The sequence below is a fragment of the Fusobacterium ulcerans genome (genome assembly GCF_003019675.1).
GTDB classification, from domain to species: Bacteria; Fusobacteriota; Fusobacteriia; order Fusobacteriales; family Fusobacteriaceae; genus Fusobacterium_A; species Fusobacterium_A ulcerans.
This window is the reverse complement of sequence record NZ_CP028105.1, coordinates 3,381,318-3,396,614: the sequence shown is the minus strand read 5'-3', so window position 1 is coordinate 3,396,614 and position 15,297 is coordinate 3,381,318. Positions and strand designations below refer to the sequence as shown.

Below are 15,297 nucleotides of genomic sequence, written 5' to 3'. Positions count from 1 at the left end.
ATGGGTAGAAAAAGAAAAAAAAGAGTTGTTCAAGTGGCAAAAAACACTCCTAGGGAAGTTTCTAAAACCTCAACAACTATAAAAATGGTAAGTGGGATAGGTTATAACAATAAAGATGACCCTTCACTTTCGAAGTGGTATACCTATTCTGAAAGCCCAGACAATGATATATTATGGGATTTAGATGATTTGAGAGCAAAATCAAGAAATCTTTATATGAATAATGAGCTTGCTGGGGCTGCTCTGAAAAAAATGAGGACTAAAATTGTTGGAACAGGACTTCTTCCAAAGCCTACCATCAATTATCAGATTGCAGGGATAACTAAAGAAAAAGCAAAGGAATATGAAAAAATTATAAAAGCAAAGTTCAATGCTTGGGCTTCATCAACCAATGCAGATTTTAACAGAATGCACGATTTCTTCACTATACAAGCTCTTATACAGCTGAGCTGGATAATGAATGGAGATGCCTTTATAATTCCAAAACGGAAAAAAAGAGCAGGAGTAGAAATAGATCTATGTTTACAAATGATTGAAGCAGATAGAGTAGTTAATCCTCGATTTACTTATAATCAGCTGATAAAAGGCGGTGTAGAGTTTTCAGAGAATGGAGATTTACTCAAATATTATATTGCAGATAGACATCCAGGAGATGGATATTCTGAAATAAAAGGTTATCCAGTATTTAACAATCTAGGAAGAAGAAATATACTTCATATTTTCGAGCCTGAGAGAATCGGACAAAGAAGAGGAGTTCCACTTCTTGCATCAATAATCTATCCAATTAAAAATCTTGGAAAATATAAAGAGGCTGAACTTATAGCGGCAGTAATTAATGCTTCTTTAGGATTCATAGTAGAAACCAAAGATCCTGAAAACTTTATTAATGGGTCTGCTTTTGGAAGCAGTGATAGTGATACAGATGGAGAAGCTAAAAAAGAAAGGACAGATAAAATTTCATTAGAACATGGAATGGGAATAATTGCAAAAGAGGGAGAAACTATTAAAGAGTTCACTACAACAAGACCTAATAAGTCATATAAAGAGTTTGTTGATGCGGTTTATGAAGAAATTGGAGCTCAATTAGAAATACCTCATGAAGTTTTAATGTCATCCTTTAAGGCTTCTTATTCAGCAGCTAAAGCATCTCTGGAAGAAGCACATCAAAGATTCCTTGTATGTAGAAAACTTCTTGAAAGAACTCTTTGTCAACCTATTTATGAAGAATTTATCCTTGAACTTATAAGAAATGGAGATGTTGATTGTCCTAATTTTTTTGAAAATGAGGTTGTAAGATATGCCTTTACTCGTTGCATTTGGGTTGGAAGTGGAAAATCATCATTAGATCCATTAAAAGAAGCGAATGCTAATAAAACATCTCTTGATAATTACACTACAACAAGAGGAATTATTGCAGCTGAAAGCGGTTTGGATTTTGATGAAATGTTAGAAGCAAGGCTTGAAGAAGAGATAAAGATTGCAGAAATACAGAAAAAAATTAAAGAAGAGATAAAAGGAGGTGAAATAAATGTCTAAAAATTTATTTTTTTCAATAAAAAACTTATCAGATGATGAGGGAGAAATAAGAATTTCAGGAGAAATTACAAGATGGGCGTGGGAAGAATTTGGGCAAACCAGTTCTTTAATTTTCATTAAGCAGCTGGAAAAAATAAAAAATGCTAGAAAAGTATCTATAAAGATAAATTCTCCAGGAGGAGATATTTCAGAAACTTTAGCAATTTATCACGAACTTAAAAGATTATCTCAAACTAAAGAAATCACAGCATATATTGATGGAATGGCTTGTTCAGCAGCCACACTTATTGCCATAGCGGCTAAAAAAACTGTAATGGGAAAAGGTTGTTACTTTATGATCCATAATCCAATGATATATATGGGATATTCAAATACTGGAGAAATGCAGGAAGCAATAGAACATCTAAATAAAACGAAAGAAAATATGATTGATCTGTATGAAGAAAAATCTTCTCTTTCAAGAGAAGATATTGCTAAAAAGATGGATGAAGAAACATATTTCACTGCTCAAGAAGCTCTTGAAGCAGGCTTTATAGATGAGATAGCTTCTTATGATACAAATACAGTTACTTCAAATATTGTAAATGTATGTTCAATGAATCTAAAAAATTCAAAAAAAATACCTAAAGAACTTTCAGAAATTTTAAATAAAAAAGAAAATAAGGAGGAAAAAATGACACTAACAGAATTAAGAGCTCAATATCCAGAACTATTAAACCAATTTGAAGGAGAAATATTAAATTCGGTGACAAGCACTGATACTGTAAAAAATACAATCAATAAAGCAGTACAAGCAGCAATTACAGAGGAAAGAAAAAGAATTCAAAGTCTAGATGGAATTAAAACTTACAGTCAAGCAGCAAAAGATATTATAAATAAAGCAAAATTTGAAGAACCTCGTGATTATAAAGATATTATTGTAGATCTGTATAATATGAACTCAGAACAAGCTGGGAAAGAAATAGAAATGATTGAGGGAGAAAAGACAGCAGCAGGATTCAATAATATTTCTTCAGCCATTGAAGGAAGTGCTAAAGAACAAATGATAAGTAATATTGTAGAAGTAGCACTAAAGGAATTAAAAATTAATAAATAGTAAGGAGGGACAATATGTCAAACAATGTAAAATTTACAAACCAAGAAAAACAAATTTTTTATGGAAATTATCCTCTTATATCAGAAGCTTTGGTTGTTAAAACTGCTGTAAAAGAAGGAGATGTGATTGGGGTTGATACTTCTGGAAATTATGGAAAATATGATGAAGTAACATATACTACACCATATGCAATAGCATATGAAGCAGGAGAAGTTGATAAAAGCTGTTCTTGTATTTTAACAGCATACTTGATGGAAAGTTTTGTATTATTGCCTGAAACAGCAGATAAAAAATTAAAACTAAAACAAGAATTAAGAAAAATTAGCTTATTTTTAAAATAATGGAGGTAAAAATGACAAACGGATTTGATTTATACACACCAAAAACAGTTAGAAAGATTAGAGATGCTTGGGAACCTAAAAAGAATTTTTTAACAGATCTATTTTTTAAGAATTCAGATACTGTTCCAACAGAAGAAATTGTACTTGAAATTACAAAAGGAGGAGAACATGTAGCTCCTTTTGTTACTCCTCTTGAGATGGGAAGACCTGTTGTGGACAGAACAACTACAACAAACCTTATTCTTGCTCCAAACATTGCAGTTTCAAGAACTCTAGGTCCTAAAGATTACTTTGTAAGAGAGGCAGGAATGAACTTTTTTGGAGAATATGATCCTGCTACAAGAGTTGGAAAAAGAATAGCTGAAATATTAACTAATCAAGAAAGATATATTTCAAATAAAGAGGAATTAATGGTATCTCAATTCCTAACTACAGGAAAAGTAACTTCTACAACAGATGAAGCCTCTTATGAAGTGGACTATGGAATTGATAATATGGTAACTCTCCAAACAGAAGAAAAATGGGGAAAAACAGGAGTAAATCCTATTACATCTCTTGATAATATTCTAGCTAAAGCAGAAGAAAATGGAGTTATTGTAAAAAATGTTGTTATGGGATTGAGTGCAGCTGATAAATTTATGAATTCTTCAGAGTTTAAAAAGGAAATGTTGAGTAAAGATCTTCAAACAGAATTTGTAAAAGAAGTAATAAGACAATATCCAGGGGTTGTTTGGTTAGGAACTTATAAAACTTATGGGGTAGAGCTTTTCAGATATTCAAGAAAAATTATTGGATATGATGGAACAGAAATTCAGTTGATGCCTACTAACATGATTTTAGGTGGATCAACAGAAGGAAAAATATTATATGCTCCTGTTATCAATATGGGAACTTCAGATGTTCATATGGTTAAGAGATTCTCTGATGTAGATTCTCCTAATAAGAAAACAAAAATTATTTCTACAGAATCAAGACCAGTACTACAGCCTGATGATCTTTCAGGATATTTTAATGTTATAGTTTGTGATGCTGAATAGGGGGATATTCCCCTTTCAGAATTTTAGAAATTGTAAAAACAGGAGGGAAGAATGAAAGTAAAATTTTTAAGAAACTATGGAAAATATAAAATTGGAGCTGAAGAAGTTATAACAATTGATGAAAAGGAAAAGGGATATCTGATCTCAACAAAAACTATTTTAATTTTAGAAAATGAAGAAGAAAAAAACAATTCAACAGAGGATATTCCAGTTATAGAAGTACCAGAAACACCAGAAGTGACAAAGGAAGATAAAAATGGAAAAAGAAAAAAGACTAAATAATTTATCACCTTTTAAATTAATGCTTCAGGAGGATTTAGATATATTCATAAATATTGAAGAAATGGGAGAAAGGATTACTATAAATTCTAAAGATTATATTGGGGTTATAGAACATCCTGAAAAAGATTTTTCTGAAGAAGCAGAAGGGATAAATTCAGCTATTTCACTTATTATTTATATAAAATATGATTCTGAAGATAAAGAATTAAAAAAGATAAAAATAGGAAAGTCTTTAGAAATAAATGGTGAGATTTATATAGTAAATAATACATATGTAGAAGAAGGAATGTTGATAATTAAGTTAGAAGAGAAAGAGGGATTCTAATGGAACTTTCTATAGAAATGAAAAATTTTGAAAAAGCTAGAAATATGCTTTCTGGGATAGAAAATGGAGCTGAAAGAGCAGCTACAGTATCTATAAATAAAACTCTGATAAAAATGAAATTAGCAGTGAAAAAGAAAGTGACAGAAGAATATAACATAAAAAGTGGAGAAATAGAAAAATCTTTAAAAATAAGGAAAGCTAGTTTTTCTACTCTTTCTGGAACTATAGAATCAAAAAGTACAAGACTGACACTCTATAAGTTTTTAACTGGAAATACTGGAAAAAGACTAATAGTAAAAATAAAAAAATCAGAGGGATTAAAACCAGTAACTGGAAAATCAAACTATTCAGGAGTTCCTTTCATAGCAACAATGAAAAATGGACATCGAGGAATATTTCAGAGAATTTTAAATTCTTCTAATCCTATCAAAGAAAACTATACTTTAGGAATACCTCAAATGATTGGTTATTCTTCTGTATCAGAATTTGTATTCAAAGAAGGAAAAGAAGTATTAGAAGAGTCTATGGAAAGAGAAATAGCAAGAATATTAAAGGGGTATCTATGATAAGAGAATTAGAAAAATATATATCAAATATAATTACTGAAATAACCGCTAATGAAGAACTCCCTGTATATAAAGAAGAAGGAAAAAGGGCACCTAAAATTATAACAGGATTTTTGCCAATAGAAGAAGCAGAAACCACTATACCAGCTATTGCAATTAGGACTACAAATGGAAAAAATGATCTTAATGAAAAAAGAACAACTTTAAAAATTATAATAGCACTTTTCTTTACAGAATCTGAAAAAGGATATGAAAAACTTAATGATTTGATAGAGAGAATATCAAAAAAAATAATTGAAACAGGGGTAATTTTAGAGAAATATGAAATTCTACCAGATATCATTTGGGAGATTCCAGAAGAGCAGCCTTATCCATTTTGGATAGGAATAGTAAATTTTAATGTTTTATATGGTAATGAATATAGAAATGATATAAATGATTGGCTAGATGGAAAATAAGGAGGAAAAATGGCAGTAAAAGAACAAAAAAAAGGTGAAACTATTATAAAAAAAATGTACATTGGTCCAAATATATCTAAATTTGGAATAGCTTCTGGAACTATTTATGATGGATACCCAGAAAATGTGAAAGCAGCTATAAAAGAATATAAAGAAATAGAATCACTTTTCATTACAATAGATGATAAGTTTCCAACTAAAAAAGGAAATATAAAAATTTCAGGAACTAAAGAAAATATTCTTTATAAAAAAATAAAAGAAGTAATAGGAGGTAAAAAATAATGGGTTTCAAACATGGAATAACTGGACAAGAAACACCTACATCCATTGTAGCAGTAGTATCAGATGGACTTACTCCTACATATGTAGGAACTGCTCCTATAAATATGTGCAAAGTAGAAAATATAAATGAACCAATTTTATGCTATAGCTATGAAGAAGCAGTAGAAAATTTTGGATATGTAAAAGATTTTGAAAATTATACTCTTTGTGAAGCAATAGATGCGCATTTCAGTAAATTTGGAATAGGACCTATTGTACTAATAAATGTATTAGATCCAACTATACATAAAAAAGCTATAACAGAAGAGGAAACTCTTCCATTAACAGAGCAAAAGACATATGTAATAAAAAAACTAGGAGTACTACCAGACACAGTAAAAATAACACCAGCAATGGAAGTTGTAAAAGAATTTGATAGTGAAGGATATTTAGTTTTAATTACTATGTCAGAAGAAGTAACACCAGGAAATAATATAAAAGTAACATATGAATTTCTAGATCCAGAAGCGGTAAAGAAAGATGATATAGTTGGAGGAATAGATGCTAATACAGGCAATAAAAAAGGACTTGAATGTATTTCTAAAGTTTTTCCTAAATATAGAGTAGTTCCAAATCCTATTCTAGCTCCTAAATATTCAACTGATTCAGTTGTAGCAGCTGTAATGGAAACTAAGGCAAGTAGCATAAATGGACATTTTCAGGCAATTGCTTTAGTAGATATTGATACTAAAAGCGTGATTAAATATTCGGATGCACCCCAAACCAAAAATAATAATAACTTAAATTCTACTTTTCTAGATGTATACTATCCAAAAGTTGCTTTAGGAGAGCAGGAATATCACTTATCAACACAAATAGCCTGTATAATGCTTCAACTAGCTAATGAAAGTGAGGGAATTCCTTATCAATCTCCTTCTAATGTGAATTTAAAAGCTGATAAAAGTTGCCTAACAGGAGGAAAAGATGTATTTCTTGGGGTAGATGAAGCAAACTATCTTAATGGACAGGGAATAAATACAGCAATTAACTGGATAGGAGGATGGAAAAGCTGGGGGAATAGAACATCTTGTTATCCAGCTAATACAGATCCAAAAGATTGTTTTATAGCCTCAAGAATGATGTATAACTATCTAAACAATACTTTAGTTCTTACATTCTGGCAAAAAGTGGATAAAGCAATTAACAAAGTTTTGATAAAGACAATTGTTGATACAGCTAATATTTGGATGAATGGCTTAACAGCATCAGGAAAGATAATGGGAGGAAGAGTAGAATTTAGAGAGGAAGATAATCCTCTGACATCTTTGATAGATGGAAAAATTAAGTTTAAAACATATTATACTCCTACTTTACCAGGAGAAGAAATATGTTTTGATAAAGAAATAGATGTCAATTACTATAATAGCTTATTTTAGATTTTAGGAGGTAGAAATGGCAAACCCAAATACTGGAGTAATTCCAGAAAAAGCGATTAATTATAAATTATACACAGATGGATCAGCATCTTTAGCAGCATTAGTAGATGTTGATTTACCAGAAATTAAATATATTACAGAAACTATATCAGGAGCAGGGATAGCTGGAGAAATTGAATCTCCTACTCTTGGGCATACAAGTTCTTTGATACTGGGATTGAATGTAAGAAGTTTGATAGATGAAGATTTTACTATGTTGGAACAGAAAAGCTATTCTCTGGAAATCAAAGCAGGAATGCAGTCAAACGATCAAGTAAATGGGAAATTACTGGTAGGAAAACTATCTATTATGGCAAAGGGAGTTCCAACAGGATTAACATTAGGGAAATTATCTGTAGGAAAGCCTACAGATTCTAAAAGGGAATTTTCTTTAACTTATTTAAAAGTAGAATATGATGGTAAAAAATTATTAGAGATTGACAAGATCAACATGATTTTTGAAGTGAATGGATCAGATGTATTAGCAGAGGTAAGAGCTGCTTTAGGAATGTAGGAGGAGAAATGATAAAACTATCAAAACCACTAACAATAGGAAGTGGAGAAAATAAAAAAGAATTACTGGAAATAGAAATAAAAAAAGAGGACTTTACAGCAAAGACTTTAATAGAGGCAGAAAGAGAATTTTTACTTACTGGTGGTGTATTTTCTAAAGGAGATATGGAAGGATCTAGATCATATCTTGGTTATGTAGCTAGTAAAATAATAGGTTGTAGATTTGAAGAAATTGAAAACTTAGCAGGAATGGATTATTTAAGAATAACAAACTTGATTAAGGGTTTTTTCGATGGCTTGGAATTGGAAAACTTAACTCAAATTCTATTAGGAAAATAGGAATTCTAATTTCTACTGAAACAAATACTCCATTAACATATTGGCTTAATTTACCTTTATATGAATGGAATGACTGGATAGAATCTTTAAATGAAATACTAGAAGAGAAAAATAGTAAAAGATAGTAAAATTGGACATTGGCAAAAGAATAAATCTGAAGAAAGAAAACCATAATAATATTTTCTAAAAAACTCTTGACAAACGGACCGTATTGTAATATTATATTAATACGGACCGTTAGAGGAGGAGAAAATGGAAAAGAGAGATTTAAACATTTCTTTTAGTAAAAGTGGAGCTGGAAATCTTTCCCCAAAATTAACACTACCAAAAAAGTGGACAGATAAAATGAATATCACTTTAGATGATAGAAAAGTAGAGGTAGAGTTCAGGGAGGATACTAGCGAAATTATTATCCGAAAGAAATAAAAAATCTCCTGCCAGTTCTCTAATGAGTTCCAACAGGAGTTAGCATGTAGTATAATACATACCATGACAAGTATATTGTACTATACTTACTCCAAAAATTCAAATTTTTTAGGAGGTATTATTATGGAAAAATCAACAAGGGGTATTTTATTGGAGTTTGTAAAAAAAATCAATGAAAATGCAGAGATTGGACAATTAGAAAAAAGTGTAGCAAATACTTTAAATTATCTTATGGAAAATGTAAAAGATGATAAAGCTAGAAAGAAATTAATAGAAATGGAAAATAACATTTTAAAATATAGTGATCTTGTAAAATATCAATATTTTGATTATGGAGTATTTGCTGCTGTTATAGGAGAAGAGATTGATTTAAATTGGGAACCTCAAGGAATGATTTCACTTCTGAATGTAAGAACAATATAACGGAGGAAATAAAATGGAATTAATGACAATAAAAAATGTAAGAGGATATATAGATGAAAAAGAAACAGCATTTTTAAATCTTGAAGATGTTGCACATGGACTTGGATTCACAGAAACTGCAAAAAGTGGTAATGAAGTGGTTAGATGGAGAAGAGTAAAAGATTATCTTGTTGATTTGAGAGTCATCGCCACAGGTGGCGATGGTCAGGGAAAGCAGAGTTTACCTGAGTTTATACCAGAAAATATATTCTACAAACTATGTATGAAGGCTAATAACCAAACAGCTAGAAAATTTCAAGACCTAGTATGTGATGAAATACTTCCTACAATTAGAAAAAATGGAATGTATGTTACTGAAAAATTATTAGATGATCCTGATTTGGCTATCAAAGCTTTTACTAAGTTAAAAGAAGAAAGAGAAAAAAGAAAGCAGCTGGAATCTAAAGTGGAAAATCTTCAAGTAGAAAATGAGATTCAAAAACAGGTTATATCTGAGTTTGAACCTGTAAAAGAGTATATGGATTTTATACTTTCATCAGCTGAGACAATGTGTATTTCACAAATAGCAGCTGACTATGGATTGAGTGGTCACGCATTAAATAAAATTCTCAATGAAAAAGGAATTATAAGAAAAGTAAATGATCAATGGATTTTATATAAAGAGCATATGAACAAAGGATATACTCAAAGCTGTACATATAGATTACAAATAATAATGGGATATAAAGTGGCTGTAAATACTAAATGGACACAAAAAGGAAGATTAAAAATACATGAAATTCTTACTAGTATGGGAATAAAAGCAAATATGGATAAAGAAAACAAGTTGTAAAATTTCTTCAGATTTATTACAACTAGATAAGTGGTTGCTTTTATTAGAATTATAGATTATAATTCTATCAGAGGTGAAGATTATGAAAGAAAAAAAATCCTATTCTTGGGCTGGTTTTAAACAATATATGAAAGAAGCAAGAGCTTATTCTTTATCTGATTTTAAAAAAGAAATGAAAGAAATAGGAACAGAATTTAAAGAAGATATGAAAGAGATAGGAACAGAATTTAAAGAAGATATGGAGAAAGCAAAAATAGAAATAACAGAAGATGAAAAAAGAAGAGAAAGATATTATTCAGGAGATAAAACAGCAAAGTTAACTTTCTTTGAAAACTTCATTATAAATATACTTCCTAAAATATTATGGGTTTTAGCAGTTCTAATATGTATAGTAATAGGAATTTTTGGAGCTATATATTGGATGATTCTTTCTATCATAATCTTTGTAGTAATTTGGAAACTATTATTAAAATAAAATAAGAATAAATATAAACCACTTATTCATTAATTGGATAGGTGGTTTTTTTATTGGAGGAAAAATGGCTGTTAAACAATTAGCTATTTCTTTTGGGATAGGGGCTACAATAGCTGGAGGCTTTGCAAGTGCTTTTAAAAGTGCAAATGCTACTGTAGATAGTGTGAACAAAAGAATATTGGATTTAAAGAAAACACAAGAAAGTCTTAAAAATTTTGAAAGTTTAAAAACAGGGCTACAAAATATCGCAAAGGAAATGGAGATAACAAGTAAGTCCATAGTAGATTTAAATGGAGAATTGAAAGTTAATTCTGATAAAAATAAAGAATTGCAGAAGACATATAATAATCTTGGAAATGAAATGAAAAAAACAGAAAATAATATCTCTTCAATAAAATTGAAAATGTCAGAATTAGATGGAAACTTAAAGAAGAATAAAGAAAATACAGATAAATTAAAGCTTGAAGAACGAAGATTAAAGGAAGAAATGAAAAATACCTCAACAGAAGGAGCAGAGAAGTTAAAAAATAAATTAACAGATCTTAGAGCTGATATATTGAAGAATGAAGATAATGCTTTAAAATTGAGAACAGAGTATTCTAAACTTGGTAAAGAATTAAAATCATCTAGTGAAGAACTAGAACCATTAAAGAAGAAAATGAAAGATGTAACAAAAGAAATACAAGATAATTCAACCAAAGGAAATCAACTTGAAAAGAGTTATAAAAATTTAGAGAATCGTTCTCAGCAGTTAAAAAATTCATACAGCACACAAGAAAATAAGATAAATTCAGTAAGTGAAGCTCTAAAAAATCAAGGAATATCAATTGAAGATACTTCTAAAGCTTATGATGAACTTAATCAAAAGTCAGAAAAATATAATAATATATTAAAAAAATATGATAAAGCTAAAAGTATAAGTGAAAAAGGGGGAAAGGTTTCTTCTTTTGGAACTGGAGTTATAGGAATTGGAGGGGCAGTAACAGGAATAGGAGTAAATGTTGCTAAATCAGCAATAAAAGCTGAAAGCTCTTTCGCAGATGTTAAAAAGCAGTTTGATTTTAAAGATAAAGATGAGGAAGAAAAATTTAAAACTGAGCTTCAAAAAATTGTAACTGAAAAAGGAATTGCTATATCACAAGAAGATTTATATGGTATGGCAGCAACCGCAGGACAATCAGGAATAGGACAAGAGGAAGCAATATCTTATGTAGAACAGGCTGCTAAAATGGCAGTAGCTTTTGATATGTCTAGAGAAGATGCTGCTAAGAATATGTTTATATGGAAAAATGCTTTTGGAATGGACTTAACTCAATTAAAAGAATTAGGAGATCAAATAAATATTTTGGGAAACAATACAGGAGCAACAGAAACTCAAATTTCTGATTTTATAACTCGTATGGGAAACATTCCTAAGATAGCAGGAATGGCAGTAAATCAGACAGCAGCATTAGGAGCAACTTTAATAGAAATGGGAATGGCTCCTGAAAAAGCAGCAACAGGTGCCACTAAGCTATTAAATGCTTTGACAGCAGGAGATGCAGCTAAAGGAGAAGTAGGAAAAGCTTTAGATATCTTAGGAATCAATCCCAAATATTTAGCTAAAGAGACTCAAGAAGACCCTGAAAAAGCTATGGAAAAAGTATTTAGCAGACTAGGAAAAGTAAATGAATCCAAAAGAGCAGCAGTTTTAAAAATGCTTTTTGGAGATGAAGGAAAGGTTGCAGCAGCTAATTTATTAGAGGCACAAGAGAAATATAATAAGAATTTAGGAATTGTTAGAGATAAAGAAATTTATGATGGAGCTCAAGAAGAAGAATTTAGAAATAAAAATAATACAACTGAAAATAAATTACAAGTTCTTAAAACACAATTTGATTTTATAAAAGCTGATTTAGGAACAGAGCTTTTACCTGTAATACAAGATTTAGCAAAATATGGAACAGAATTTGCCAAGAAGATAACTAAATTAATGAAAGAAAATCCTGAAGGAGTAAAAAAACTTGTTATGAATTTAGTAAAGTTAACTGTTGGGTTATATGGAGCAGGATTGGCTATTAAAGCAATAGGGTTAGGGATGAAAGGATGGTCTATGGGCTTAAAAACTGTTGCATATATATCAGAAAAAGAAATAGCAAGTAAAGTTGTTAACAATTTAGTTTTTTTAAAAAAAGGAGTATTAAGCTTTGGAAAAACAGTAGGAAGCGGAATAATAGGTTTTGGAAAAACAGCAGGAAAAGCTATGGTGACATTGGGGAAGATAGGAATGACCGCACTTGCAAGTCCTGTTACTTGGATAATAGCAGGAATATTGGCTTTAGTAGCAGCAGGATACCTATTATATAAAAATTGGGATAAGGTGAAAGAAAAAACAGCAGGATTGAGGAAAGCTATAGGAGAATTAATAGATAAGTATTGGTTCTTAATGGGACCTTTAGGATATGTTTTAAAAGCAGGAAGGCTTGTTTATCAAAACTGGGATACTATTATGGAAAAAGGAGGAGAACTTAAAGAATATCTGATTAATATGGTAGCAGGATGGATAGAAAATTGGGATTCATTTAAAGAAAAAAGTGAAAATGTACTAGATGCAAGTTTTGATTGGATAAAAGAAAAATGGACTTCTGTAAAAGATACAGGAGCAGAGGTAATAGATTTCTTTATAGAAGCTTACAGTAAGATAGATGGATTCTTTACAAAAGTTGGAGAAAAATGGGAAGGAGTAAAATCTTTTGGAGCTAATAAATGGAGTCAGACAAAATCATTTTTTGGTTTTGGAGAAGAGGCGATCCCTGGATATGCAACTGGAGGTATTGTAACAAGTCCTACTCTTGCCATGATAGGAGAAGGAGGCAATTCAGAGTCTATAATTCCACTAACTAAAAATGCTAATAGCCTTAGTTTGTGGGAAAAAACAGGAAGATTTCTTGGAGCATATGATTCTAGGGAAAACTTTAATAACGGATTATCTGAATTTAATTTTACATATGCACCAGTTATATATGCTAATAATGCAACTGGAGTGGAAGAAGCATTAAGAAAAGATAAAGAAGTTTCTTATAATCAATTTAAAAGTTACTTTGAAAGATATCAAAGGGAGGTGTACAGAAAAGGTGGAGGAAGATAAAATATATACTACTATTTCAGGGGATACTTGGGATAGTATTTCTTATAAAATTTTTGGAGATTCTAAAGCGTATAATACTTTATTTGAGCTTAATCAAGAATTTATAGGAACAGTCATTTTTGAAGCAGGAAAAAATATAAAGTATAGAGATATTCCTAAAACTTATGATGAAACTGTTCCTCCTTGGAGAAGATAAAATGATAGAAAAAATAAAAGAAGATTATAAAAAATTAGTAGGAGATACAAGAAGAATTTCTCTTTCCATATGTTATGAAGGGAAAGATATTACACAATTTATTCAAGATGATTTATTAAATTTTTCTCAGTCAGATTCTTTAAATGAATTCGATACTATCGAAATGACATTGCAGGATAGAAAGCAACTTTGGATATCTGGGTGGAAACCTTTGAAGGGGGATAAAATAGAAGCAATAGCTTATTTATGGAACTGGGAAAACGAAGGAATGATAGAAATAAACATAGGGACCTTTTATGTAGATAATATTCAATTTTCTGGACCTCCTGATACAGTGAAAATAAAAGCAATATCTATAGATATAACTAAAGATATAATGGACAGTAAAAAAAATAGAGTATGGGAAAATGTAACAATAAAGAGAGTGGCACAGGATATAGCTAAAGAATGTGGATTAGAATTAATCTGGGAAGCTGATTTTAATAGAAAGTATACTAGACTAGCAGAAAAATTAGAATCTCATTTTAATTTTCTAAAAAGAATTACAAAGGAAGCAGGAATAGATGTGAAGCTATATAATGATAGGTTAATCTTATTTGAAGAGGAAGTTTATGAAAAAAAAGAATCTGTAATGACATTTAAAAGAACAGATCTTATTTCTTATTCTTTTGAGGAAGATGATACAGATACATATGCAGGATGTAAAATATCATTTTGGGATCCCAAAATAGAAGAAAAAATGGAATGGACTTTTATGGCAAAAAAAAGAAAAGGTTATAAAAGAGGAACCCAAAGAATTCTTTTTATCAATGAAGAAAAATGTCCTCCTGGAGAAACTGATTCACAAAAAAGAGCATATTTAGCTAAAATAGCTGAAAAGGCTTTAAGAGAAAAGAATAAAAAAGCTATAAAGGGTAATATATCTATATTAGGAAGAGAAAGATTTTTAACAGCAGGTGAAACTATAAAAATAGAAGGCTTTGGAGATTTTGCTGGAAAATACCTGATAACAGATATTAGTATAGATTTTTCCAACTATAATCTAAGTCTATCTTTGAGAAAAGTAGAAGAAGAAGAGGAAGAAAAATGATAAGATTTGGAACTGTATCTATAGTAAATAATAAAAAAGGGACTGTAAAAGTTACTTTTGAAGATTTGGAAATACAATCAGAAGAATTAATTGTATTTCAGGGAAGAACTACTGGAACAAAAGAATATAAAATGCCTGTAATAGGTGAAAAAGGACTTTGTTTGATAGTAGACAATGGAGATAGTGGCTATTATCTTGGAAGCGGTTTTTCAGAGGTTAATCCAATTCCAGTAGGAGCAGATGAAGGAAAAGATATAAAACTATATAAAGATGGAACCAGAATTGAATATGATGAAAAAACTTCAAGATTATATGTAAATTGTAAAAAAAGTATAGAGATTGTATGTCCTGAAATTTCAATTATTGGTGATATAACAATTGATGGAAATATAAATCTTACAAAAGGAGATATAAAAGCAGATGGAGTATCTTTAAAAACACATAAAACATCTGGAGTAAAAGCAGGAAGTGATATTTCTGGACCTCCAGAATAGGAGGA

The 15,297-nt window shown here is 30.1% G+C and carries 20 protein-coding genes; all 20 read left to right on the top strand.

All coding sequences use genetic code 11. The features are described from left to right. The 20 genes from C4N20_RS15735 (at nt 1) to C4N20_RS15645 (ending at nt 15,292) form a co-directional block, all read left to right on the top strand. Nucleotides 1-1,536 carry a phage portal protein gene (locus C4N20_RS15735; RefSeq protein ID WP_005980047.1) on the top strand — a complete coding sequence of 512 codons (1,536 nt, stop codon included), beginning with the start codon at nt 1-3 and terminating at the stop codon, nt 1,534-1,536. After that, nucleotides 1,529-2,632 carry a head maturation protease, ClpP-related gene (locus C4N20_RS15730; RefSeq protein ID WP_005980045.1) on the top strand — a complete coding sequence of 368 codons (1,104 nt, stop codon included), beginning with the start codon at nt 1,529-1,531 and terminating at the stop codon, nt 2,630-2,632. The genes C4N20_RS15735 and C4N20_RS15730 overlap by 8 nt, the downstream gene beginning before the upstream one ends. Before the next feature lie 14 nt (nt 2,633-2,646). Further along, complete coding sequence (locus C4N20_RS15725; RefSeq protein ID WP_005980043.1) at nt 2,647-2,973, top strand: hypothetical protein; 327 nt, start codon at nt 2,647-2,649, stop codon at nt 2,971-2,973. Between the two features lie 11 nt (nt 2,974-2,984). Beyond that, nucleotides 2,985-4,010, top strand: coding sequence for a major capsid protein (locus C4N20_RS15720; RefSeq protein WP_005980040.1), 1,026 nt, complete (start codon nt 2,985-2,987; stop codon nt 4,008-4,010). 51 nt (nt 4,011-4,061) lie between these two features. Beyond that, nucleotides 4,062-4,292 carry a hypothetical protein gene (locus C4N20_RS15715; protein WP_005980038.1) on the top strand — a complete coding sequence of 77 codons (231 nt, stop codon included), beginning with the start codon at nt 4,062-4,064 and terminating at the stop codon, nt 4,290-4,292. Then, nucleotides 4,267-4,617: a hypothetical protein gene (locus tag C4N20_RS15710; protein ID WP_005980036.1), complete on the top strand. Its 351-nt coding sequence runs from the start codon at nt 4,267-4,269 to the stop codon at nt 4,615-4,617. The genes C4N20_RS15715 and C4N20_RS15710 overlap by 26 nt, the downstream gene beginning before the upstream one ends. After that, nucleotides 4,617-5,183, top strand: coding sequence for a phage tail protein (locus C4N20_RS15705; protein ID WP_005980034.1), 567 nt, complete (start codon nt 4,617-4,619; stop codon nt 5,181-5,183). Before C4N20_RS15710 ends, C4N20_RS15705 begins: the two co-directional genes overlap by 1 nt. Then, nucleotides 5,180-5,641, top strand: a complete 462-nt coding sequence (locus C4N20_RS15700) for a hypothetical protein (protein ID WP_005980032.1) — start codon at nt 5,180-5,182, stop codon at nt 5,639-5,641. Before C4N20_RS15705 ends, C4N20_RS15700 begins: the two co-directional genes overlap by 4 nt. 9 nt (nt 5,642-5,650) lie before the next feature. Next, nucleotides 5,651-5,923, top strand: coding sequence for a hypothetical protein (locus C4N20_RS15695; RefSeq protein WP_005980030.1), 273 nt, complete (start codon nt 5,651-5,653; stop codon nt 5,921-5,923). Next, the gene (locus tag C4N20_RS15690) at nt 5,923-7,338 is read left to right on the top strand and encodes a phage tail sheath family protein (RefSeq protein ID WP_005980028.1); all 1,416 of its coding nucleotides are present in this window, start codon (nt 5,923-5,925) and stop codon (nt 7,336-7,338) included. Before C4N20_RS15695 ends, C4N20_RS15690 begins: the two co-directional genes overlap by 1 nt. Before the next feature lie 16 nt (nt 7,339-7,354). Beyond that, nucleotides 7,355-7,891: a phage major tail tube protein gene (locus C4N20_RS15685; RefSeq protein ID WP_005980027.1), complete on the top strand. Its 537-nt coding sequence runs from the start codon at nt 7,355-7,357 to the stop codon at nt 7,889-7,891. Nucleotides 7,892-7,899: 8 nt separating this feature from the next. Next, entirely contained in the window at nt 7,900-8,229 is a 330-nt protein-coding gene (locus C4N20_RS15680; protein WP_005980025.1) for a hypothetical protein, read from the top strand. Nucleotides 8,230-8,481: 252 nt separating this feature from the next. After that, nucleotides 8,482-8,655, top strand: a complete 174-nt coding sequence (locus tag C4N20_RS16400; RefSeq protein ID WP_005980023.1) for a hypothetical protein — start codon at nt 8,482-8,484, stop codon at nt 8,653-8,655. 123 nt (nt 8,656-8,778) lie between these two features. Next, nucleotides 8,779-9,078 carry a hypothetical protein gene (locus C4N20_RS15675; RefSeq protein ID WP_005980021.1) on the top strand — a complete coding sequence of 100 codons (300 nt, stop codon included), beginning with the start codon at nt 8,779-8,781 and terminating at the stop codon, nt 9,076-9,078. A 13-nt stretch (nt 9,079-9,091) separates the two neighbouring features. Then, nucleotides 9,092-9,910: a phage antirepressor gene (locus tag C4N20_RS15670; protein WP_005980018.1), complete on the top strand. Its 819-nt coding sequence runs from the start codon at nt 9,092-9,094 to the stop codon at nt 9,908-9,910. A gap of 82 nt (nt 9,911-9,992) precedes the next feature. Continuing rightward, the gene (locus C4N20_RS15665; protein WP_005980016.1) at nt 9,993-10,385 is read left to right on the top strand and encodes a hypothetical protein; all 393 of its coding nucleotides are present in this window, start codon (nt 9,993-9,995) and stop codon (nt 10,383-10,385) included. A 64-nt stretch (nt 10,386-10,449) separates the two neighbouring features. Then, on the top strand, nt 10,450-13,512 hold the full coding sequence (locus tag C4N20_RS15660) for a phage tail tape measure protein (RefSeq protein WP_005980014.1): 3,063 nt from the start codon (nt 10,450-10,452) through the stop codon (nt 13,510-13,512). Next, complete coding sequence (locus tag C4N20_RS15655; RefSeq protein WP_005980012.1) at nt 13,499-13,708, top strand: tail protein X; 210 nt, start codon at nt 13,499-13,501, stop codon at nt 13,706-13,708. Before C4N20_RS15660 ends, C4N20_RS15655 begins: the two co-directional genes overlap by 14 nt. 1 nt (nt 13,709) lies before the next feature. After that, nucleotides 13,710-14,798: a phage late control D family protein gene (locus tag C4N20_RS15650; protein WP_005980009.1), complete on the top strand. Its 1,089-nt coding sequence runs from the start codon at nt 13,710-13,712 to the stop codon at nt 14,796-14,798. Continuing rightward, nucleotides 14,795-15,292 carry a phage baseplate assembly protein V gene (locus tag C4N20_RS15645; RefSeq protein WP_005980007.1) on the top strand — a complete coding sequence of 166 codons (498 nt, stop codon included), beginning with the start codon at nt 14,795-14,797 and terminating at the stop codon, nt 15,290-15,292. The genes C4N20_RS15650 and C4N20_RS15645 overlap by 4 nt, the downstream gene beginning before the upstream one ends. Nucleotides 15,293-15,297: the final 5 nt, after the last annotated feature.

Bases quoted from the DNA above. Each gene is read 5' to 3' on its own strand.
- C4N20_RS15735 (WP_005980047.1), top strand. From the start codon at position 1: ATGGGTAGAAAAAGAAAAAAAAGAGTTGTTCAAGTGGCAAAAAACACT.
- C4N20_RS15730 (WP_005980045.1), top strand. From the start codon at position 1,529: ATGTCTAAAAATTTATTTTTTTCAATAAAAAACTTATCAGATGATGAG.
- C4N20_RS15725 (WP_005980043.1), top strand. From the start codon at position 2,647: ATGTCAAACAATGTAAAATTTACAAACCAAGAAAAACAAATTTTTTAT.
- C4N20_RS15720 (WP_005980040.1), top strand. From the start codon at position 2,985: ATGACAAACGGATTTGATTTATACACACCAAAAACAGTTAGAAAGATT.
- C4N20_RS15715 (WP_005980038.1), top strand. From the start codon at position 4,062: ATGAAAGTAAAATTTTTAAGAAACTATGGAAAATATAAAATTGGAGCT.
- C4N20_RS15710 (WP_005980036.1), top strand. From the start codon at position 4,267: ATGGAAAAAGAAAAAAGACTAAATAATTTATCACCTTTTAAATTAATG.
- C4N20_RS15705 (WP_005980034.1), top strand. From the start codon at position 4,617: ATGGAACTTTCTATAGAAATGAAAAATTTTGAAAAAGCTAGAAATATG.
- C4N20_RS15700 (WP_005980032.1), top strand. From the start codon at position 5,180: ATGATAAGAGAATTAGAAAAATATATATCAAATATAATTACTGAAATA.
- C4N20_RS15695 (WP_005980030.1), top strand. From the start codon at position 5,651: ATGGCAGTAAAAGAACAAAAAAAAGGTGAAACTATTATAAAAAAAATG.
- C4N20_RS15690 (WP_005980028.1), top strand. From the start codon at position 5,923: ATGGGTTTCAAACATGGAATAACTGGACAAGAAACACCTACATCCATT.
- C4N20_RS15685 (WP_005980027.1), top strand. From the start codon at position 7,355: ATGGCAAACCCAAATACTGGAGTAATTCCAGAAAAAGCGATTAATTAT.
- C4N20_RS15680 (WP_005980025.1), top strand. From the start codon at position 7,900: ATGATAAAACTATCAAAACCACTAACAATAGGAAGTGGAGAAAATAAA.
- C4N20_RS16400 (WP_005980023.1), top strand. From the start codon at position 8,482: ATGGAAAAGAGAGATTTAAACATTTCTTTTAGTAAAAGTGGAGCTGGA.
- C4N20_RS15675 (WP_005980021.1), top strand. From the start codon at position 8,779: ATGGAAAAATCAACAAGGGGTATTTTATTGGAGTTTGTAAAAAAAATC.
- C4N20_RS15670 (WP_005980018.1), top strand. From the start codon at position 9,092: ATGGAATTAATGACAATAAAAAATGTAAGAGGATATATAGATGAAAAA.
- C4N20_RS15665 (WP_005980016.1), top strand. From the start codon at position 9,993: ATGAAAGAAAAAAAATCCTATTCTTGGGCTGGTTTTAAACAATATATG.
- C4N20_RS15660 (WP_005980014.1), top strand. From the start codon at position 10,450: ATGGCTGTTAAACAATTAGCTATTTCTTTTGGGATAGGGGCTACAATA.
- C4N20_RS15650 (WP_005980009.1), top strand. From the start codon at position 13,710: ATGATAGAAAAAATAAAAGAAGATTATAAAAAATTAGTAGGAGATACA.
- C4N20_RS15645 (WP_005980007.1), top strand. From the start codon at position 14,795: ATGATAAGATTTGGAACTGTATCTATAGTAAATAATAAAAAAGGGACT.